Source organism: Pseudomonas sp. Q1-7, from assembly GCF_028010285.1.
Classification (GTDB): domain Bacteria; phylum Pseudomonadota; class Gammaproteobacteria; order Pseudomonadales; family Pseudomonadaceae; genus Metapseudomonas.
On record NZ_CP116304.1, the window covers coordinates 4355311 to 4374117 of the forward strand.

At 65.8% G+C, this 18807-nt stretch carries 18 protein-coding genes and 1 pseudogene; 5 read left to right on the plus strand and 14 right to left on the minus strand.

What is annotated here, in order from left to right; all coding sequences use genetic code 11:
• Positions 1 to 3: 3 nt before the first annotated feature.
• Together pgl and zwf are read right to left on the minus strand one after the other, a co-directional pair.
• Positions 4 to 717, minus strand: a complete 714-nt coding sequence (pgl, locus tag PJW05_RS20195; protein ID WP_271408743.1) for a 6-phosphogluconolactonase — start codon at positions 715 to 717, stop codon at positions 4 to 6.
• Entirely contained in the window at positions 704 to 2173 is a 1470-nt protein-coding gene (gene zwf / locus PJW05_RS20200; protein WP_271408744.1) for a glucose-6-phosphate dehydrogenase, read from the minus strand. Before zwf ends, pgl begins: the two co-directional genes overlap by 14 nt.
• 183 nt (positions 2174 to 2356) lie before the next feature.
• On the opposite strand from zwf, the gene PJW05_RS20205 reads away from it, so the two are divergent.
• Complete coding sequence (locus tag PJW05_RS20205) at positions 2357 to 3217, plus strand: MurR/RpiR family transcriptional regulator (protein ID WP_271412272.1); 861 nt, start codon at positions 2357 to 2359, stop codon at positions 3215 to 3217.
• Between the two features lie 121 nt (positions 3218 to 3338).
• Here the strand turns inward: PJW05_RS20205 and PJW05_RS20210 are convergent, their stop codons facing one another.
• From PJW05_RS20210 to edd, 10 genes are all read right to left on the minus strand, one after another.
• Positions 3339 to 4226 carry a D-hexose-6-phosphate mutarotase gene (locus PJW05_RS20210; RefSeq protein ID WP_271408745.1) on the minus strand — a complete coding sequence of 296 codons (888 nt, stop codon included), beginning with the start codon at positions 4224 to 4226 and terminating at the stop codon, positions 3339 to 3341.
• Entirely contained in the window at positions 4226 to 5359 is a 1134-nt protein-coding gene (locus PJW05_RS20215; protein ID WP_271412273.1) for a maltoporin, read from the minus strand. Before PJW05_RS20215 ends, PJW05_RS20210 begins: the two co-directional genes overlap by 1 nt.
• Before the next feature lie 216 nt (positions 5360 to 5575).
• Positions 5576 to 6724, minus strand: coding sequence for an ABC transporter ATP-binding protein (locus tag PJW05_RS20220; protein WP_271408746.1), 1149 nt, complete (start codon positions 6722 to 6724; stop codon positions 5576 to 5578).
• 24 nt (positions 6725 to 6748) lie between these two features.
• The gene (locus PJW05_RS20225) at positions 6749 to 7594 is read right to left on the minus strand and encodes a carbohydrate ABC transporter permease (protein WP_271408747.1); all 846 of its coding nucleotides are present in this window, start codon (positions 7592 to 7594) and stop codon (positions 6749 to 6751) included.
• A complete protein-coding gene (locus tag PJW05_RS20230; RefSeq protein ID WP_271408748.1) occupies positions 7587 to 8495 on the minus strand; it encodes a carbohydrate ABC transporter permease in 909 nt (302 codons plus the stop codon). Before PJW05_RS20230 ends, PJW05_RS20225 begins: the two co-directional genes overlap by 8 nt.
• Positions 8496 to 8649: 154 nt before the next feature.
• Positions 8650 to 9903 (minus strand): ABC transporter substrate-binding protein, encoded by a 1254-nt coding sequence (locus PJW05_RS20235; RefSeq protein ID WP_271408749.1) that lies wholly within the window; start codon positions 9901 to 9903, stop codon positions 8650 to 8652.
• Positions 9904 to 10055: 152 nt separating this feature from the next.
• Complete coding sequence (locus PJW05_RS20240) at positions 10056 to 11495, minus strand: ATP-binding protein (protein ID WP_271408750.1); 1440 nt, start codon at positions 11493 to 11495, stop codon at positions 10056 to 10058.
• Positions 11488 to 12219, minus strand: a complete 732-nt coding sequence (locus PJW05_RS20245) for a response regulator (protein WP_271408751.1) — start codon at positions 12217 to 12219, stop codon at positions 11488 to 11490. The genes PJW05_RS20240 and PJW05_RS20245 overlap by 8 nt, the downstream gene beginning before the upstream one ends.
• A 45-nt stretch (positions 12220 to 12264) precedes the next feature.
• Positions 12265 to 13233 carry a glucokinase gene (locus PJW05_RS20250; protein ID WP_271408752.1) on the minus strand — a complete coding sequence of 323 codons (969 nt, stop codon included), beginning with the start codon at positions 13231 to 13233 and terminating at the stop codon, positions 12265 to 12267.
• Positions 13230 to 15056 (minus strand): phosphogluconate dehydratase, encoded by a 1827-nt coding sequence (gene edd / locus PJW05_RS20255; RefSeq protein ID WP_271408753.1) that lies wholly within the window; start codon positions 15054 to 15056, stop codon positions 13230 to 13232. Before edd ends, PJW05_RS20250 begins: the two co-directional genes overlap by 4 nt.
• A 358-nt stretch (positions 15057 to 15414) precedes the next feature.
• On the opposite strand from edd, the gene PJW05_RS20260 reads away from it, so the two are divergent.
• The 3 genes from PJW05_RS20260 to PJW05_RS20270 all read left to right on the plus strand — a co-directional run bounded on the left by PJW05_RS20260 (position 15415) and on the right by PJW05_RS20270 (position 16562).
• Positions 15415 to 15543: a hypothetical protein gene (locus PJW05_RS20260; RefSeq protein ID WP_271408754.1), complete on the plus strand. Its 129-nt coding sequence runs from the start codon at positions 15415 to 15417 to the stop codon at positions 15541 to 15543.
• Between the two features lie 67 nt (positions 15544 to 15610).
• Positions 15611 to 16036: an organic hydroperoxide resistance protein gene (locus PJW05_RS20265; protein ID WP_271408755.1), complete on the plus strand. Its 426-nt coding sequence runs from the start codon at positions 15611 to 15613 to the stop codon at positions 16034 to 16036.
• A gap of 208 nt (positions 16037 to 16244) precedes the next feature.
• A complete protein-coding gene (locus PJW05_RS20270; RefSeq protein WP_271408756.1) occupies positions 16245 to 16562 on the plus strand; it encodes a heavy metal-binding domain-containing protein in 318 nt (105 codons plus the stop codon).
• Between the two features lie 27 nt (positions 16563 to 16589).
• On the opposite strand, the gene ppk2 is transcribed toward PJW05_RS20270, so the two are convergent.
• The gene (ppk2, locus tag PJW05_RS20275) at positions 16590 to 17414 is read right to left on the minus strand and encodes a polyphosphate kinase 2 (protein WP_271408757.1); all 825 of its coding nucleotides are present in this window, start codon (positions 17412 to 17414) and stop codon (positions 16590 to 16592) included.
• A gap of 202 nt (positions 17415 to 17616) precedes the next feature.
• Positions 17617 to 17790, minus strand: a pseudogene (locus PJW05_RS20280) (purine-cytosine permease family protein); the annotation flags it as partial.
• A gap of 304 nt (positions 17791 to 18094) precedes the next feature.
• On the opposite strand from PJW05_RS20280, the gene PJW05_RS20285 reads away from it, so the two are divergent.
• Entirely contained in the window at positions 18095 to 18580 is a 486-nt protein-coding gene (locus tag PJW05_RS20285) for a flavin reductase family protein (RefSeq protein ID WP_271408758.1), read from the plus strand.
• Positions 18581 to 18807 lie beyond the last annotated feature (227 nt).

Genomic DNA, 18807 nt, shown 5'->3' on the forward strand with positions numbered 1-18807 from the left:
GGCTCAGGGGCACCAGTGGATTTCCAGGGGATGGCGGAGGAAGGCGCGGATCGGCATGGCCGCCACGTCATCGCCCGCCAGGGCATCGGCCAGGGTGGCCAGCTTGGCCTGGCCCTGCACGGCCAGCAGGGTCAGGTGCGCACTGGCCAGCAACGGCAGGCTCAGGCTCAGGCGCTGGCGCGGCACGCTGGGTGCCAGCATGGGCAGGCAGCGCTGAGGGCAGTCGCCGCTCAGCGCCTGCTCCAGGTTCGGGCTGCCGGGAAAGAGCGAGGCGGTGTGGCCGTCCTCGCCCATGCCGAGCACCAGCACGTCGATCGGCCCCAGTTCGGCCAGGGTGGCGTCGGCCAGGCGAGCCGCTTCGTCCAGGCTCGGCACATTGTGGTAGAGGCCCAGAAAGCGCGCCGGGGCCGCCCGGCCCTTCAGCAGGTGACGGCGCACCAGGCCTTCGTTGCTGTCGCCATGGCTGACCGGCACGAAGCGTTCGTCGGCGAGGCTGACGGTGACCTTCGCCCAGTCCAGTGCCTGCTCGGCGAGCCGCTCGAAGAAGGCCACCGGGCTGCGCCCGCCAGAGACCACCAGCACGGCCGCGCCACGGGTGTCGAGGGCGCCGCGCAGGGCGTTGGCGACGGTGAGGGCCAGTTCGCCGGCCAGTTGTTCGGGGCTGCCGAGGCTGAGCCCGGTGACCTGCGTCGGCAGGTCGAGATTACAGATCGCCATACCAGCTCCTGCCATCACGGGTGATCAATGCGATGGAGGCCACCGGCCCCCAGGTTCCCGCCGCGTAGGGCTTGGGCGAGTCGCCCTGCTGCCGCCAGCCGGCGATCAGCCGGTCGCACCAGGTCCAGGCGTACTCGATTTCATCCTTGCGCACGAAGAGGTTCTGGTTGCCCTTCATCACCTCCAGCAGCAGCCGCTCGTAGGCATCCGGAATCCGCGCGCTGCGGTAGGTGTTGGAGAAGCTCAACTGCAGCGGGTCGCTGCGCAGCTGCATGCCCTTGTCCAGGCCCTGGTCCTTGGTCATCACCTGCAGGGAAATCCCTTCGTCCGGCTGCAGGCGGATGATCAGCCGGTTGCTGATCAGCGGCCGCTGCTCGGGGGCGAAGATGTAATGCGGCGGTTCCTTGAAGTGTATGACGATCTGCGACAGCTTCTGCGGCATGCGCTTGCCGGTACGCAGGTAGAAGGGCACACCGGACCAGCGCCAGTTGCGGATTTCCGCGCGCAGGGCGACGAAGGTCTCGGTGTCGCTGTGGGTGTTGGCGTTGTCCTCTTCCAGGTAGCCGGGCACCGATTTGCCGAGGATGTTGCCGGCCACGTACTGGCCGCGCACCACCTGCTGGCCGATCTGCTCGATACCGATCGGCGCCAGGGCCTTGAGCACCTTCACCTTCTCGTCGCGAATGCTGTCGGCGGAGAGGTCGCTGGGCGGGTCCATGGCGATCAGGCAGAGCAGCTGCAGCAGGTGGTTCTGGATCATGTCGCGCAGTTGTCCGGCCTCATCGAAGTAACCCCAGCGGCCCTCGATGCCCACCTGCTCGGCCACGGTGATTTCCACGTGGGAAATGTGGTGCTGGTTCCACTGGGTCTCGAACAGGCTGTTGGCGAAGCGCAGGGCGATCAGGTTCTGCACCGTTTCCTTGCCCAGGTAGTGGTCGATCCGGTAGGTGCGGTCCTCCGGGAAGTGCGCAGCGACCGCATTGTTCACCGTGCGCGAGGACTCCAGGTCGTGGCCGATGGGCTTTTCCAGCACGACGCGGGTGCGCTCGGCCAATCCGGCGGCGGCCAGGCCCGAGCAGATGGCGCCGTAGACCGAAGCCGGCGTGGCGAAGTAGGCGACCAGCCGGGACACCGGGCCGACGCGGTCGGCCAGGGCCGGGTAGGCCTCGCCGTCGAAGAAGTTCATGGCCAGGTAGTCGAGCCGCGCGAGGAATCGCTGCACGACCTCCTGCTCCAGTTCGCTGGCGGCTACGTGGCGGCGCAGGTGCTCGCCGATGGCGGCGATATGGGTAGCGGGGTCGCCATCCTCCCGGGCCAGGGCGAGGAGGCGCGTCTCGGCCGGCAGCAGGCCGGCGCGATCCAGTTGATAGAGCGCGGGAAACAGCTTGCGTAGCGCAAGGTCGCCAAGGGCCCCGAACAGGGCCAGGGTGCAGGGTTCGACAGGTTGTGAGGCCATGATATTTGTTCTTCTATCAAACATGAGCTTATGAATACACCCTGATTCGCCATACAGCAAGACAAAATGTAGTAATAAAACTACATTTTCCGATATACGAGATTACGGTGGCTCCGCCCAAGGGCGCTCAGTACGATAAGCCACCGATTGCAGGCCCCCTTTCCAGGAAACCCAATGGACCGCGTGCATAACCTGCTGGAGCAGATCCAGAACCGCCTCGACGAACTCAACAAGGCCGAGCGCAAGGTGGCCGAAGTCATCCTGCGCGACCCGCAGCAGGCCACCCGCTACAGCATCGCCGCGCTGGCCCAGGCGGCGCAGGTCAGCGAGCCGACGGTGAACCGCTTCTGCCGCTCCTTCGGCGTCAACGGCTACCCCGAGCTGAAGATGCAGCTGGCGCAAAGCCTGGCCAGCGGCGCCGCCTACGTGAGCCAGGCGGTATCCGCCGACGACGGCCCCGAGGCCTACACGCGGAAGATCTTCGGCAGCGCCATCGCCTCCCTGGACAGCGCCCTGCAGAGCCTCGACCCGCAATTGATCAGCCGCGCCGTGGACCTGATGATCCAGGCCCGGCAGATCCACTTCTTCGGCCTCGGCGCCTCGGCCTCGGTGGCCCTGGACGCCCAGCACAAGTTCTTCCGTTTCAACCTGGCCGTGTCGGCCCATTCCGATGTGCTGATGCAGCGCATGCTGGCCTCGGTGGCCCACACCGGCGACCTGTTCGTGATCATTTCCTACACCGGCCGCACCCGCGAGCTGGTGGAAGTGGCGCGCCTGGCCCGGCAGAACGGCGCCTCGGTGCTCGGCCTCACCGCCGCCCACTCGCCGCTGGCCAAGGCCAGCACCCTGAGCCTGGACATCCCGCTGCCGGAAGACACCGACATCTACATGCCGATGACCTCGCGCATCATCCAGCTCACCGTGCTCGACGTGCTCGCCACCGGCATGACCCTGCGCCGCGGCGTCGACTTCCAGCCGCACCTGCGCAAGATCAAGGAAAGCCTCAATGCCAGCCGCTATCCGGCGGATGAGGAGCCGAGCTGATTCCTGGTAGGGGCGCATTCATTCGCCAAGTCACGTAGGGTGGATGTCGCTTCTCACATCCACCATCGCGGCCTGGTCCGGCTCCGCGGGTGGATCGATGAAGCGTGATCCACCCTACGGTTCATCCCACCCACGCCTCCAGGCTCAACCGCCCCTCCTCCCCCGCCGCCAGCTCCAGTCCGTCCTCGCCACAAGCCGCACCCTGCACGGAGAGGAATCCCAGGCCGTCCGCCCAACTCACCTCGGACAGCGGCCGGCTGCCGGGATGCCAGACCACCGTGTTCGGGTTGCCGCCGCCGTCGATGCACAGCCGCCGCTGCCAGCCGGCATCCTGAATGCACACCCGGCCGCCCTGGCGGAACACCTGATGGACACCGTCGACCACCCGCAGCTCGCCCTGCTGCCGACAGGCTTGGCGACTGAGCAGGTTGCGCCCTTCGGCCCCTTCCAGCCCCAGCAGCCCGACCCGCGCCACGTCGCCGACCCGCCAATAGGCGTGCAGGCCATGGCTGAACACGCAGGGCTCGCTGTCGCGGTGACGGGTGATCAGTTGCAGACGCATCCGTTCGCCCAGCACCGCCTCCAGCTCCACCTGCCAGTCGTGCAGGTCCAGGCGCCAGTTCAGGCGCACGCCGTGGGTGTCGGCCTCCTTGTGGACCAGCCGCCAGTCGGAGAGCCGCGCCCAGCCGTGATGGGGCCAGCCGCCCTCCATGGGGTGGCGGCCGAACCAGGGCCAGCACACCGGCACGCCACCGCGAATGGCACCGATCTTCGGCCAGCGCGCCGCGCACCAGAGCAGTGGCCGCTCGCCACGGGGCTGGAAGTGCAGCAACTGGCCGCCTTGGCGGCTGAACGCCGCCGAGAAGCGCGGATGCTCCACCAGCAGCAGCTCGCGACCCTGGTGTTCGGCCCAGCGGAAGGGCTGCCCGGCCGCCGGACGCAGCAGGCCGGCCAGGGGATGGTCGATGCCCTCCCCGGCCCTCGCTCGCTGCGGTCGGGCGCTGCGCATCACTTCCACCAGTACTCCAGCTGCACGCCGAAGTTGGAACCGTGCAGCGCGTCGCCGAAGGCACCGGTATCGGACAGCGCCGAGCCGGCGGCCAGTTCGCTGGCCGCGCGCTGGGCCGCTTCGTTCCAACTGGCGTAGGTGTAGTAGAGGCGGAACTCCGGGCGCTGCCAGAAGCCGGGACCGGCCGGCGACCAGGTGGGCGCGACGGTGAACTTGGTCAGCTTGCGGGTGCCGCCAGGGGCCTCCACCTGGTCGCGGCCCAGCTCGGTGACCAGTTTGAATTGCTCGGTGAAGGCATAGACGGGACGCACACCGACCGACAGCCAGTTCTGGTCGTCGCCATCCGGGCGCTTGTCCTTCTGGTAGATCACCTCGAACTGGCCGCCGAAGCGCGAAGTCACCTGCCAGTCGAAGAATTCCACCACGCGCCAGCTCTGGTTGCTGTTGTCCAGGGTCGGGTCGCCGGTGTAGCCCAGCGCCGTTCCCGGCCCGCGACCGTACTGCAGGGCGAAGGTGTTCACCCCGCCGAGAAAGGCCTTCTGCTTGTGCTGCGCCGCCACCGACCAACCGCTGTGGGCGTCGGTGCTGTCCGGCTTGTCGAGGTAGCTGACACCCAGCTCCAGCTCGCCGCCGGGATTGGTCTGGAAGCCGGCGACGTTGAAGTCATGCCGATTGATGTAGGGGTCCTGGAAGACGTTGTCCTTGCGCGAGAACACGTAGCTGTACTTGAGGTCGCCGATGGCCACGTCGTCGAAGCCGAAGCCGGTGGCGCTCTGGTTCCAGTAGTAGTAGTCGGAGATGTGGATGTCGTTGCGCTTGTAGAAACGCCGACCGGCCCAGAAGGAGCCACCGTTCAGCGCCGGCATCTGGCTCCATTCCGCGTACATCTGGTTCATCCGCGTGAAGCCATGGTCGCCGGTGAACGCGGGGCTGTGACCGTATTCGTTGTAGAGCTGCGCCATGCCCTCGACGCTGATCACCGAGCCGTCGCCGAGCTTGAACAGGTCCTGGCGCAGGTCCAGTTCGATGTATTGCTCGCACTCGTTGCCCAGGCGGTATTTCGACGGCGCCCCCGGCAACTGGAAGCAGGATTGCGTCCCGCCCTCGCTGGAACCGCCGGCGCCACTGCGCATGTAGCCGGTAAATTCCAGCGCCTGTGCCGCCCCCGTTACCGCGAAAAGCGCGCAAGGCAGTACCCACAAACTTTTGAAAGTCGTGCTCATGTCCACTCCAGATTTTTATTGTTGTGTTGCAATGGATCGCGGTGCCGGAGCCCCCCGGCTCCAGTAGCCCGAATGCAATCCGGGAAGGCGGTGCCAATCGCCCCCGGATTTCATCCGGCTACAGGCTCAACGCCCCTTGAGTTGCGCCACCTTGGCGCGCTCCGGACTGGCCGCCTTTCCCGGCACGCACAGCCGCTCGCCGCTGTGCGCATCGAACAGCAGCACCTTGTCCGGGGCGAACTGCAGGTCGAGGATCTCGCCCGCCCGTGGCGCGGCATCCGGGGCCAGGCGCACGCAGACCTTGGTCTGGTTGATCTCGACGAAGGCCAGGGTGTCCGGGCCGGTGGGCTCCAGCACTTGCACTTCGGCGCGGATGGCCGGCGCCTGGCCCGCACCGACCGGGATCTGCTCCGGGCGGATGCCGAGGATCAGATCGCGCCCTTCAAGGCCGCCCTCGGCCTCGCCCAGGGGCAGCTCGGCATGACCAACGGCGCTGTCCAGCAGCCCCACCAGCCGGCCGCCCTGGCGCTGCAGGCGCAGGGGGATGAAGTTCATCGGCGGCGAGCCCATGAAGCCGGCGACGAACAGGTTGGCCGGGTCGTTGTAGATCTCTCGCGGGGTGCCGAACTGCTGGATGATGCCGTCCTTCATCACCGCCACCTTGTCGCCCAGGGTCATGGCCTCGATCTGGTCGTGGGTGACGTAGACGGTGGTGGTCCTGAGCCGCTGGTGCATCAGCTTGATCTCGGTGCGCATCTCCACCCGCAGCTTGGCGTCGAGGTTCGACAGCGGCTCGTCGAACAGGTAGATCTTCGGCCGCCGCGCCAGGGCCCGCCCCATGGCCACGCGCTGCTGCTGGCCGCCGGAGAGCTGGCCGGGCTTGCGTTCCAGCAGGTGCTCGATCTGCAACAGCTTCGCCACCCTCGAGACCTCGGCGTCAATCTCGGCGGCGGGCAGCTTGCGGATCTTCAGGCCGAAGGCGATGTTCTCGCGCACGCTCATGGTCGGGTACAGCGCGTAGGACTGGAACACCATGGCGATGTCCCGGTCCTTGGGGCTCATGCCGCTGATGTCGCCACCGTCCACCAGGATTGCGCCGCCGCTGATGCTCTCCAGCCCGGCGATGCAGTTCATCAGGGTGGATTTGCCGCAGCCGGAGGGGCCGACGAGGATCAGGAACTCGCCGGAGTCGATGGACAGCTCGATGTTCTTCAGGGTGTCCGCCAGACCGCTGCCGTAGGACTTGTTGACGTTGCGCAGTTCGAGGGTTGCCATGTCATTTCTCCTGTCTTGAGGGCATCAGCCCTTCACCGCGCCAGCAGTCAAACCGCGCAGGAAGTACTTGCCGGCGAATACGTAGACCAGCAGGGTGGGCAGGCCGGCGATCATCGCGGCGGCCATGTCGACGTTGTATTCCTTGGCTCCGGTGCTGGTGTTCACCAGGTTGTTCAGGGCCACGGTGATGGGTTGGCTTTCGCCGCTGGCGAACACCACGCCGAAGAGGAAGTCGTTCCAGATCTGGGTGAACTGCCAGATCAGGCAGACCATGATGGTCGGCACCGACATGGGCAGCAGGATGCGCGCGAAGATGGTGAAGAACCCCGCGCCGTCCAGCCGCGCCGCGCTCACCAGGGCGTTGGGGATGCTCACGTAGAAGTTGCGGAAGAACAGCGTGGTGAACGCCAGGCCATAGACCACGTGAACCAGCACCAGGCCGCCGGTGGTGTTGGCCAGGCCCAGTTGGCCGAGGGTGAAGGACGCCGGCAGCAGCACCACCTGGAAGGGCAGGAAGCAGCCGAACAGCAGCAGGCCGAAGAACAGCTGCGAGCCTCGGAAGCGCCACATCGACAACACATAACCGTTCAGTGCGCCCAGCAGGGTGGAGATGATCACCGCCGGCACGGTGATCTTCACCGAGTTCCAGAAATAGCCGCCGACGCTGGCCCAGGCCTTGGCCCAGCCCACCAGGGTGAACAGGTCCGGCAGCGACAGCAGGTTGCCGCTGCGGATGTCGTCCGGGGTCTTGAAGCTGGTCAGCAGCATCACCACGAGCGGCACCAGGTAGACGACGCAGGCGACGAACAGCGTGGCGTGGATGGCCAGGCGGCTGAAGCTGAAGACGGGTTTTCCGGCCAGGCTAGTCATGGCGCTTGTTCCTCAGTTCCGAGTACAGGTAGGGCACCAGGATCGCCAGCACCGCGCCGAGCATGAGCATCGCGCTGGCGGCGCCGAGGCCCATCTGGCCGCGGGTGAAGGTGTGGGCGTACATGAACATCGCCGGCAGGTCGGAGGCGTAGCCGGGACCGCCGGCGGTCATCGCGGCGACCAGGTCGAAACTCTTGATGGCGATATGGGCGAGGATCATCAGCGCACTGAAGAACACCGGGCGCAGGCTCGGCAGGACGATGCGCAGGTAGATGGTCGGCAGGCTGGCGCCGTCCACCTGGGCGGCCCGCATGATCGACTGGTCCACCCCGCGCAGGCCGGCGAGGAACAGCGCCATGACGAAGCCCGAGGATTGCCACACGGCGGCGATCACCAGGCAGTACACGACGCGGTCCGGGTCCACCAGCCAGTCCAGGCGGAAGCCGTCCCAGCCCCAGTCGCGCAGTAGCTTGTCCAGGCCCAGGCCGGGGTTGAGCAGCCATTTCCAGGCGGTGCCGGTGACGATCATCGACAGCGCCATGGGGTAGAGGTAGATCGTGCGGATGAAACCTTCGCGGCGAATGCGCTGATCCAGCAGCACGGCGAGGAACACCCCGATCACCAGGCTGATGACGATGAACAGCCCGCCGTAGACCAGCAGGTTGTGGCTGGCCACCCACCAGCGGTCGTTGTCCAGCAGGCGCTGGTACTGCTGCAGGCCCACCCATTTGTAGCTGGGCATGAAGCGCGAGTTGGTGAAAGACAGCAGGAAGGTCCAGAGGATGTAGCCATAGAAGCCGACCAGCACGATCAGCACGCTGGGCGCCAGCACCAGCCTGGGCAGCCAGCGTTGCAGCGCGTCCAGCGGTGAAGCCTTGGCGAAGACTGTGGTTGAGCTCATGGGTAACTCCGTTATTGCGGGTTGCACGGACAGCCCCCCTCTCCCTCTGGGAGAGGGGGGCAGATCGCGACGCGGCCGATCCCGAGGCGCAGGCCTGGAGGCCTGCGCCGGCATGGGAACCGGGAGTCAGGGGCCGCCTACGCGGCCCGACCGCTCACTGCACCGCTTCTATCGCGGCGGCGAGTTGCTGCGCGGCCTTCTTGGGGTCGGCGGCGGGGTCGTTGAAGAAGTTGGTCACCACATCGAACACCGCGCCCTGCACATAGCTGGAAGCGGCCATGCCGTGGGCCAGGCTGGGTTGCAGGCCATCGCCGGCCGCCGCGTCCTTGAAGTCCTGCATGGACCGCTGGGCGCAGGCGTCGAAGCTGGACATGTCCTGGTCCAGGCGGACCGGGATGGAACCCTTGTTCTGGTTGAAGAACTGCTGGAACTGCGGCTCCAGCACGGTGCGCGCCAGGTCGTCCTGGGCCTGGACGTTGGCCTCGTCCTTGAGCCGGAACATGGCCAGGGAATCGATGTTGTAGGCGAAGCTGCCCTGGGTGCCGGGGAACGGCAGGCACTGGTAGTCCTTGCCCGCCACTTTGCCGGCGGCGCTCCACTCGCTCTTGGCCCAGTCGCCCATGATCTGCATGCCCGCCTTGCCGTTGATGACCAGCCCGGTGGCGCTGTTCCAGTCGCGGCCGGCGGCGTCGGCATCGATGTAGCCGCGCAGTTTTTTCAGGGCGGCGAAGGCTTCCACCATCTGGTCACTGGTCAGGGTCGCCTTGTCCTGTTCGACGAAGGCCTTGTGATAGCCCTGCGGGCCGAGGGTGGCCAGCACCAGGTCCTCGAACAGGGTGCCGTCCTGCCAGGGCTGGCCGCCGTGGGCGATGGGGATGTAGCCGGCGGCCTTGAGCTTGTCGGCGGCGGCGAAGAATTCATCGAGCGTGGTGGGCGGCGTGGCGCCGGCCTTCTGCATGACGTCGGGATTCAGCCACAGCCAGTTGACCCGGTGCACGTTGACCGGCACGGCGACGTAGTGGCCGTCGTACTTCATGATGTCGGCCACCTGCCGGGGCAACAGGGAATCCCAGTTGCCCCCCGTGGATACCTCATCCAGCTCGGCAAGCAGGCCCAGTTCGCCCCACTCCTGGATGTCCGGCCCCTTGATCTGCGCGGCGGACGGCGGGTTGCCGGACACGGCGCGGGTCTTCAGCACGGTCATGGCCGCCTCGCCGCCACCGCCGGCCACGGCGAAATCCTTCCAGCTGTGGCCTTTCGCTTCGACGAGCTTCTGCAGCGTGTCGGCGGCGCGCTTCTCGCCGCCGGAGGTCCACCAGTGCAGGACTTCCACTTCACCGGCGAGGGCGGAGAGCGGGAACAGGGAGGCGAGGGAAACGACAGCGGCCAGGCGGGAAATGGCATTCATGGAGAGGACACCTTTTTGTTTTTATGGCGGTGCAAGTCGGTGCTTGCGCTTGCCTGCAGTCTAACCACGGCCCTCAAGGGCGCGGGTAACAAAGGGATGGTGGATGGTCACGGGGTGGTTACAAATGGCGGCGCGCGGACAACCTACGAACATCACCCCGCCTGCCGTGGCAACCACAGCGTCACCCGCAAGCCGCCGTCGCGCAGGTTCTTCAGGCTCAACTCGCCGCCGTGGCTGTGCGCCAGGTTGCGCGCGATGCCCAGGCCCAGGCCATAGCCCTGCTGATGGCCGGCCAGGCGGAAATGGGGTTCGAACACCTGCTCCAGCTTCTGCTCCGGCACGCCGGGACCTTCGTCGTCCACGTGCAGGATGAAGGCGTCCTCGCTGTCCTCGATCAGCAGGTGGGCGCGCTCGCCGTATTTCAGGGCGTTATCCAGCAGGTTGCCGATGCAGCGACGCAGGGCCAGGGGCTTGCCGGGGTAGCCAGTCGACGCCTCTCCTTCCAGAGTCACCCGACCATTGCCGAGGTAGGGCTCCACCAGGCCGTGCAGCAGGTGGTTGAGGTCCACCTGCTCGATGTTCTCGTGGATGTCGGTGTCCTTCACGCACTGCAATGCACCTTTCACCAGCAGCTCCAGGTCGTCCAGGTCGCGGCTGAACTTGGCCTGTATGGCTTCGTCTTCCAGCAGCTCCACCCGCAGGCGCAGGCGGGTGATGGGCGTGCGCAGGTCGTGGGAGATGGCGCTGAACAACTGGCTGCGCTCGCTGAGGTAACGGCTGATGCGTTCGCGCATGCTGTTGAAGGCGCGGCTCACCTCCGTCACTTCGCTGCCGCCGGCTTCGGGCAGCGGCTCCACTTCGGCGCCCAGGGACATTTCCCGCGCGGCGCGCGCCAGGCGCTTCAACGGCCGGCTCTGCCAGTGCACCAGCAGGCCGATGAACAGCAGCAGGAAGCAACTGGTGAGGATGATGAACCACAGCTGCTGGGTCGGCAGGCCCTGGTCTTCCAGGCTGGCGTAGGGTTCGGGCAGCAGCGAGGCGAGGTACAGCCACTCGCTGGGGCCGATCTGGATCTGGGTCACCAGGATCGGCGGGTTCACCGGCTCCAGGGTCAGCGCGTAGTGCGCCCAGGAGCGCGGCAGTTCGTCGAGCCTGAGGCCGCTGTTGAAGATGCGCAGGTCGTCCGGGCTGACGAAGTTCAGTGACAGGTCCACCTGCTTGCCCAGGCGCTCGCGCAGCACCGCCTCCACTTCATCCAGCACCGCGCGCTTGCGTGGGGTCTCGGGCAGCACGCGCATGTCCAGCGGCTTGTCGTTGAGCGACACGAAGAAACGCGTGCCGCCCATGCTGCGCAGCTGGTCCAGCACCATGGGGCGGTAGCCGATCGGCAGGGAGCGGATGTAGCTGACGCTGGCGACCATGGACTGCGCCAGGCTGCGGGCGCTGGTGAGCAAGCCTTCCATCTGGCTGGCACGCAACTGCGAGACCCAGATGACGCTGGACAAGGCCTGGGCCAACAGTACCACCAGCAAGGTGAGCAGGAGCATGCGCCCGAGCAGCGAGCGCGGGATCAGGCGCAGGCGGCTAGGCATGGTGATGCGGCGTGACCTGGGCCGCCAGCAGGTAGCCGGCGCCGCGCACCGTGCGGATCAGCCGGGGCGGCTTGTCGGTATCCCGCAGGCGCTGGCGCAGCCGGCTCACGGCCATGTCGACGATGCGCTCCAGGGGCATCACTTCGCGACCCCGCGTGGCGTTGGCGATGGTGTCGCGGTCGAGGATCTGCTGCGGATGGTCGAGGAAGAGTTTCAGCAGAGCGAAGTCGGCCCCGGAAAGCATCACTTCCTCGCCATCGAGGTGGAACAGGCGGTGGCTGACCGTGTCCAGGCGCCAGTCGTCGAAGGCCAGCACTTCCACCAGTGCGCGCTCCTGGCCGAAGCCGACGCGGCGCAGCAGGGCCTTGATCCGCGCCAGCAGCTCGCGGGGGCTGAAGGGCTTGCCGAGGTAGTCGTCGGCGCCCAGTTCCAGGCCGATCACCCGGTCGGCTTCGTCGGAGCTGGCGGTGAGCATGATGATCGGCACCTGGGCCAGGCGCTGGTGGGCGCGCACCCAGCGGCAGAGGCCGAAGCCGTCTTCATCGGGCAGCATCACGTCGAGTATCACCAGGTCCGCCGCCTCGTCGGCCATGGCGCGGCGGAAGCCCTCGCCATCGGCGACGCTGCGCACCTGGAAACCGGCGCGACTGAGGTAGGTTTCGAGCAGTTCGCGAATTTCCTGGTCGTCATCCACCAGGAGAATGGATTTTCCGGATTGGCTCACAGTGGCCGTCCTTTGTTGTTATCAATTCACTCGGTGTCGAGCCGGCTATAGCCCACGTAGGAACAGCGTCTGCTGCAAGGCCACGCCCGCCCCTTCCAGGCCGGGGTACTCGGCGGTCACCAGCCACACCGGGATGCCGGCGAAGTAGTCGCTCATGCAGCCCTTGCTGGCGAATGCCCTGGCGAAGCCGCTGTTCTGGAAGAAGGTTGCGAAGCGCGGCACCACGCCACCCACGATGTACACGCCGCCCCGACCACCCAAGGTCAGCACATTGTTGCCGGCGACCCGGCCGAGCCAGCCGCAGAACAGCTCCAGCACCTCCACGGCCAGGGGATCGCCGGCCAGGGCCGCCGCGCTCACCTCGGCCGGCGAGGCCAGGCGCGGCGGGCGGTCGTCCACCGCGCAGAGCGCGCGGTAAAGCTGCAGCAGACCATTGCCGCTGAGCACGTTTTCCGCGCTGACGTGGCCGAGCTGGCCGTGCAGTTGTTGCCACAGCGCCGCCTCGCGCAGGTTGCCCACCGGCAGATCGACATGTCCGCCCTCCCCCGGCAAGGCCTTCCAGCGGCCCTCTCCCAGCGGCAACAGGGTGCCGACGCCCAGGCCGGTGCCCGGCCCGATCACCACCGCCGGACTCAGAGGATCGGCGACGCCGGGGCAGACCGGCAGTTTCTCGTGCTCGCGCAGGCGGGTCACGCCCAGGGCCATGGCGCTGAAATCGTTGACCAGCAGCAGCTGCTCGACCCCGAGGGCGCGACAAAAGGCCGAGCGCCCGAGGCGCCAGTGATTGTTGGTGAAACGGAAGTGCTCGCCGCCCACTGGTCCCGCCACCGCCAGGCACACGGCGCCCAAGCCGCCCGCGGCCAGGCCGAGGCCGGCGAGGTAATGGCTGATGGCCTGTTCCGGCCCGGCGAAGTCGGCGGTCGCCAGCACCCGTACCGACTCCAGCTTCTCGTCGCGCCAGAGGGCGAAGCGCGCATTGGTACCGCCGATATCGCCGACCAGCGCCAGCTTCACTTCAGACTCTCCAGGTTACGGGTGAAGGCGCTGGCGCCCTGCTCGGCGCTGCTGAAGGCCGCACGCATGAAGGCGAAGAGTTCGCGGCCGGTGCCGACGTTGGGCTCCAGGTCCCAGCGGGCCGGTTCGCGGGCGGCGAACTCGACGGCATCCACCCGCACCTCCAGGGTGCCGGTCGCGCCGTCGACACGGATCACATCACCGTCGCGCACCCGCGCCAGCGGGCCGCCGTCGAAGGCTTCCGGGCAGAGGTGGATGGCTGCGGGAATCTTCCCCGAGGCGCCGGACATGCGCCCGTCGGTGACCAGCGCGACCTTGAAGCCACGGTCCTGCAGCACCCCGAGGAAGGGGGTCAGCTTGTGCAACTCGGGCATGCCGTTGCTGCGCGGGCCCTGGAAGCGCATCACCGCCACCAGGTCGCGGTCCAGTTCGCCCGCCTTGAAGGCGTCGGCCAGGGCCTGCTGGTCATGGAAGACCCGCGCCGGCGCTTCCACCACCTGGTGTTCGGGCGCCACGGCGGAAACCTTCATCACGCCCCGGCCGAGGTTGCCCTGCATCACCCGCAGACCGCCCTCCGGCGAGAAGGGGCGCTCCGTGGGGCGCAGGATGCTGTCGTCGAGGCTGGCGGGCGGGCCTTCGCGCCAGACCACCCGGCCGTCTTCCAGGAAGGGCTCCCGGGTGTACTGGCGCAGGCCGGGGCCCATCACGGTGTTGACCTCTTCATGGAGCAGACCGGCGTCGAGCAGTTCGCGCACCAGGAAGGCCACGCCGCCGGCCGCGTGGAAGTGATTGATGTCGGCCTTGCCGTTGGGATAGACGTGGGCCAGGGTCGGCACCACTTCGGACAGGTCCGCCATGTCCTGCCAGGTGAGCTGGATGCCCGCGGCCTGGGCGATGGCCGGCATGTGCAGGGTGTGGTTGGTGGAGCCGCCGGTGGCGTGCAGGGCGACGATGGCGTTGATCAGCACGCGCTCGTCGACGATCTCGCCAATGGGCAAGAACCGCCCGGACTGCTTCGTCAGGCGCGTCACCTGGCGCGCCGCCTCCACGGTCAGCGCCTCGCGCAGCGGGGTGTTCGGATTGACGAAGGAAGCGCCGGGCAGGTGCAGGCCCATGATTTCCATGAGCATCTGGTTGGTATTGGCGGTGCCGTAGAAGGTGCAGGTGCCGGGGCTGTGATAGGCCTTCATCTCCGACTCCAGCAACTCGTCGCGGCTGGCCTTGCCCTCGGCGAAGCGCTGGCGCACCTCGGCCTTTTCCTTGTTGGACAGGCCCGACGGCATGGGCCCGGCGGGCACGAAGAGGGACGGCAGGTGGCCGAAGCGCAGCGCCCCCATCATCAGGCCGGGGACGATCTTGTCGCAGATGCCGAGGAACAGCGCCGCATCGAACATGTTGTGGGACAACGCCACGGCGGTGGACATGGCAATCACTTCGCGGCTGGCGATGCCCAGTTCCATACCCGGCTCGCCCTGGGTGACGCCGTCGCACATGGCCGGCACGCCACCGGCCACCTGCCCTACCGAGCCGATCTCACGCAAGGCCTGGCGGATTTTCTCCGGGTAGTCCTCGTAGGGCTGGTGGGCCGAGAGCATGTCGTTGTAGGCGGTGACGATGGCCACGTTGGCCGACTCCATCAGGCGCAGGCGCTGCTTGTCGCCGCCGCCGCAACCGGCCACCCCGTGGGCGAAATTGGCACATTGCAGCTTGCCGCGCTGGGGACCGTCGCTGGCTGCCTTGTGGATCATCGCCAGGTAGCGCTCGCGCGTTGCGCGGCTGCGTTCCACCAGGCGTTCGGTTACCTCAAGTACGCGCGGATGCATGGATTCGACTCCAGGTAGCGGGTGAATTTGTTCTTATATAAACCACAATACTGCCACCACAGATAAATATTCACCAGATATCGCCTAAAATTTTGTTATTACAACAACAAAAATCAGAAAACCCGCTTCCATTCATATAGACCATCCACCCACTTGGCGGTGCGCGGCATTAAGCCGGGGCGACTCCGCCTCCCTCCCAATGCAGCCCCCCGATCGACTTATGACCGAAACGCAGGGCTATTAGCGTAAAACGCTCTAAAAAATAACTTGCACGCAAAATAACATGACAGTAAATTCTGCCTCACCAACTTACTTAGCACGCCAAACATTAACGAACAAACCAACCCGGAGACTCGCCATGAAAGCCCTGATCACCTTCACCGCCGTCCTCGCGTTTTCCTCTGCCAGTTTCGCCGATACCGGCAAGCCGGATAGCAGCCGCAACGGCGCGCTGTACCCGGAATGGCTGATCCACCACGACGGCTGATCCAAGCACCCGAACCCTGACCCACACCACGCAATCACTCTCCAAACCCACTTGAAAGGAAACCATCATGAGCATCGAAAATGTTCTCTACCGCGCCTATGCAGAAGCCACCGGCGGCCGTGACGGCCGTGCCATCTCCTCCGATGGCGTACTCGATGTCAGCCTGACCACCCCGCGCGAGCTGGGCGGCGCCGGCGGCGAGGGCACCAACCCCGAGCAACTGTTCGCGGCCGGCTACTCGGCCTGCTTCCTCGGCGCACTGAAGTTCGTCGCCGCCCGCGACAAGCACAAGCTGCCGGCGGAGACCTCCATCGAAGGCATCGTGGGCATCGGCGCCATTCCCAGCGGCTTCGGCATCGAAGTGGAACTGCGCATCGACATCCCCGGCCTGGACCGCGAGGAAGCCCGCGCCATCGTCGACAAGGCGCACATTGTGTGCCCCTACTCCAACGCCACGCGCGGCAATATCGACGTGACCCTGACCCTGGTCTGAGTCGCAGCGCAAACAAGGGCGGGCATCCCGAAAGGGGGGCCCGCCCTTTGCCTGTTATAGGTGCGAATTCATTCGCCAAGCAGGCCTGCCCTTCGAACCCACAGGGGCAACTGCGTTGCCCTTGGCGATTGAAATCGCCCCCACAAAGTTCGCTCCCACAATTGGCCCCTACAATTGACCTTTCTTCAGTCAAGCCAAGGAACGCAGCATGATCCTCTCCACCACCCCCACCCTCGAAGGTCGGACCATTCGTGAATACAAGGGCATCGTGGTTGGCGAAGCCATCCTCGGCGCCAACGTGTTCCGCGACCTGTTCGCCGGGATTCGCGACATCATCGGCGGCCGCTCCGGTGCCTACGAGAAAGAGCTGGCCAAGGCCAGGGAAATCGCCTTCGAGGAACTGGCCGAGCGCGCCGAAAAACTCGGCGCCAACGCGGTGGTCGGCATCGATATCGACTATGAGGTGGTCGGCCAGAACGGCAGCATGCTGATGGTGAGCATCAGCGGTACTGCCGTGGTGATCTGAGCCCGGCGCTTCGCCGCCGCAGGGTGATCAGAAGAGCGCTTCGACCATGCGGAACGGATAGGGCGCGGCCTTGTACTTGCCGAGCTTGCCGCGCTTGGGCAGCTCGACTTTCTGGTCGCGGGTCAGGTCCTTGTAGGGAATCTGCTTGAGCAGGTGGCTGATGATGTTCAGCCGCACACGCCGCTTGTCCTCCGAGTGCGCCATGTACCAGGGCGCCCAGGAGGAATCGGTGGCGGCGAACATCTCGTCGCGGGCGCGGGTGTAGTCGTCCCAGCGGGAATAGGACTTCAGGTCCATGGGCGACAGCTTCCAGATCTTGCGGCCGTCGTCGATGCGGTCCCTGAGGCGGCGGGTCTGCTCGTCGGCGCTCACCTCCAGCCAGTACTTGATGAGGATGATCCCGGACTCGACCATCATCTTCTCGAACAGCGGCGTCACCGCGAGGAACTTGCGCGTCTGCTCTTCGGTGCAGAAGCCCATCACCCGCTCGACGCCGGCGCGGTTGTACCAACTGCGGTCGAAGATCACCACCTCGCCGGCCGCCGGCATATGCGTCAGGTAACGCTGGCCGTACATCTGGGTCTTCTCCCGATCAGTGGGGGCCGGCAGGGCCACCACACGGAACACCCTCGGACTGACCCGCTCGGTAATGGCCTTGATGGTGCCGCCCTTGCCGGCACCGTCACGGCCCTCGAAGACGATGCACACCTTGAGCCCCTGGTCCACCACCCACTGCTGGAGCTTCACCAGTTCCACGTGCAGACGCTTGAGTTCGCCTTCGTAGTCCTTGCGACCGAGTTTCTCCTTCGCCCCGGCCTCGCTGGCGGCCGCCTTCTTCTTACCTTTAGCCATGACCCGCTCCGATTCGGTGGAATTCGACCACTAAAAGCTAGCTGACCGCTGGCGTCTTGCTTACCGGAAAAGCACAACGCCCCGGCTGCGTGCTGCATGACCGGGGCGTTGCCGTGGATATACCAGACGATCATTCGACCAGACGCAGCTCCCCTGCCGGCTCCCTGCCACGGGTGGCCAGGCAGTGCTAGAGCGGACAGGTCACCAGCAGCCAGCCAGCCAGCACCACCACCGAGCGCACGACCCGCACGCGAACGCTCGGCGTCCAGCTACCCGCGAAGGTCTGGATCGACGTGACGATGGAGAGCACCGCACCGTACAGGTTGAGGGCGTTGTGGCTGATGACATTGAGCAGGAACAGGACCATCAGCACTGGCATTCGAGTGTTGCCGCGACTGTGTCGGCCACCTCTACAACGAACACCATATTATGGAATTCCAATAATCAAACTAGGAATTTTTTGAACGCCCATCTGCACTGAAAACACTTTGCAGACGAGCTGAAACGTTCAACCGACTCTCACCTAGCGCCCATGCTCATTGGTGTTCAGCGACTCACCGGACGTTCGTCGGACGAAATTTACCGCGGAAAAATACTACTTGCGTCATGAATATTACGGTATACCATCAGACACACATGCACTACCGAACGCAGCCACTTGCTCCCGATAGGTACCCGAAATGATCGACACCAATGCCTACAAACAAGTCATGGGCTCCTTTCCCTCCGGCGTCACCGTCATCACCACCCTGGACGACGACGGCCAGATCGTCGGGCTGACCGCCAGCGCCTTCAGTTCGCTGTCCATGGACCCGGCCTTGGTGCTCTTCTGCCCTAACTACAGCTCTGATTCCTATCCGGTGCTGATCAAGAGCAAGCGCTTCGCTATCCACCTGCTCTCTGCCAACCAGCGTGATGAAGCCTATGCGTTCGCCAAAAAGGGGAAGGACAAAGCCCAGGGCATCGACTGGACCCTGAGCGAACTGGGCAATCCGATCCTGGCCAACGCCACCGCCATCATCGAGTGTGAGCTGTGGCGCGAGTACGAAGGCGGTGATCACGCCATTCTGGTAGGGGCCGTGAAGAATCTGATCGTGCCCGAGCAGGAAGTGGTTCCGATGATCTACTGCCGCGGCAAGATGGGGGCCCTGGAGGCCTTCGCCTGATCCGGATTGCGTGTGCTTTGATTCCCGCCCCCTTTATTGGGGGCTTTTTTATGGTTACCCGTGGACGACCGGGGATGGGCGGATGCGTTCGCCAGGCAGGACACTGCTCTGCCGTTGGCGTCGAGGAGCGAGGCCCCACGTTGACGCCACCGGAGTCGTTGGGCTTCGCAGGCTCAGCCACAACCTACGGAATGCCTGCCACTCTGGTGGAAAAATTTTGCAGACAT

Bases quoted from the DNA above. Each gene is read 5' to 3' on its own strand.
- PJW05_RS20225 (WP_271408747.1), bottom strand. From the start codon at position 7,594: ATGACTAGCCTGGCCGGAAAACCCGTCTTCAGCTTCAGCCGCCTGGCC.
- PJW05_RS20220 (WP_271408746.1), bottom strand. From the start codon at position 6,724: ATGGCAACCCTCGAACTGCGCAACGTCAACAAGTCCTACGGCAGCGGT.
- PJW05_RS20215 (WP_271412273.1), bottom strand. From the start codon at position 5,359: ATGCGCAGTGGCGCCGGCGGTTCCAGCGAGGGCGGGACGCAATCCTGC.
- PJW05_RS20210 (WP_271408745.1), bottom strand. From the start codon at position 4,226: ATGCGCAGCGCCCGACCGCAGCGAGCGAGGGCCGGGGAGGGCATCGAC.
- edd (WP_271408753.1), bottom strand. From the start codon at position 15,056: ATGCATCCGCGCGTACTTGAGGTAACCGAACGCCTGGTGGAACGCAGC.
- PJW05_RS20260 (WP_271408754.1), top strand. From the start codon at position 15,415: ATGAAAGCCCTGATCACCTTCACCGCCGTCCTCGCGTTTTCCTCTGCC.
- ppk2 (WP_271408757.1), bottom strand. From the start codon at position 17,414: ATGGCTAAAGGTAAGAAGAAGGCGGCCGCCAGCGAGGCCGGGGCGAAG.
- PJW05_RS20285 (WP_271408758.1), top strand. From the start codon at position 18,095: ATGATCGACACCAATGCCTACAAACAAGTCATGGGCTCCTTTCCCTCC.
- zwf (WP_271408744.1), bottom strand. From the start codon at position 2,173: ATGGCCTCACAACCTGTCGAACCCTGCACCCTGGCCCTGTTCGGGGCC.
- PJW05_RS20230 (WP_271408748.1), bottom strand. From the start codon at position 8,495: ATGAGCTCAACCACAGTCTTCGCCAAGGCTTCACCGCTGGACGCGCTG.
- pgl (WP_271408743.1), bottom strand. From the start codon at position 717: ATGGCGATCTGTAATCTCGACCTGCCGACGCAGGTCACCGGGCTCAGC.
- PJW05_RS20235 (WP_271408749.1), bottom strand. From the start codon at position 9,903: ATGAATGCCATTTCCCGCCTGGCCGCTGTCGTTTCCCTCGCCTCCCTG.
- PJW05_RS20270 (WP_271408756.1), top strand. From the start codon at position 16,245: ATGATCCTCTCCACCACCCCCACCCTCGAAGGTCGGACCATTCGTGAA.
- PJW05_RS20265 (WP_271408755.1), top strand. From the start codon at position 15,611: ATGAGCATCGAAAATGTTCTCTACCGCGCCTATGCAGAAGCCACCGGC.
- PJW05_RS20240 (WP_271408750.1), bottom strand. From the start codon at position 11,495: ATGCCTAGCCGCCTGCGCCTGATCCCGCGCTCGCTGCTCGGGCGCATG.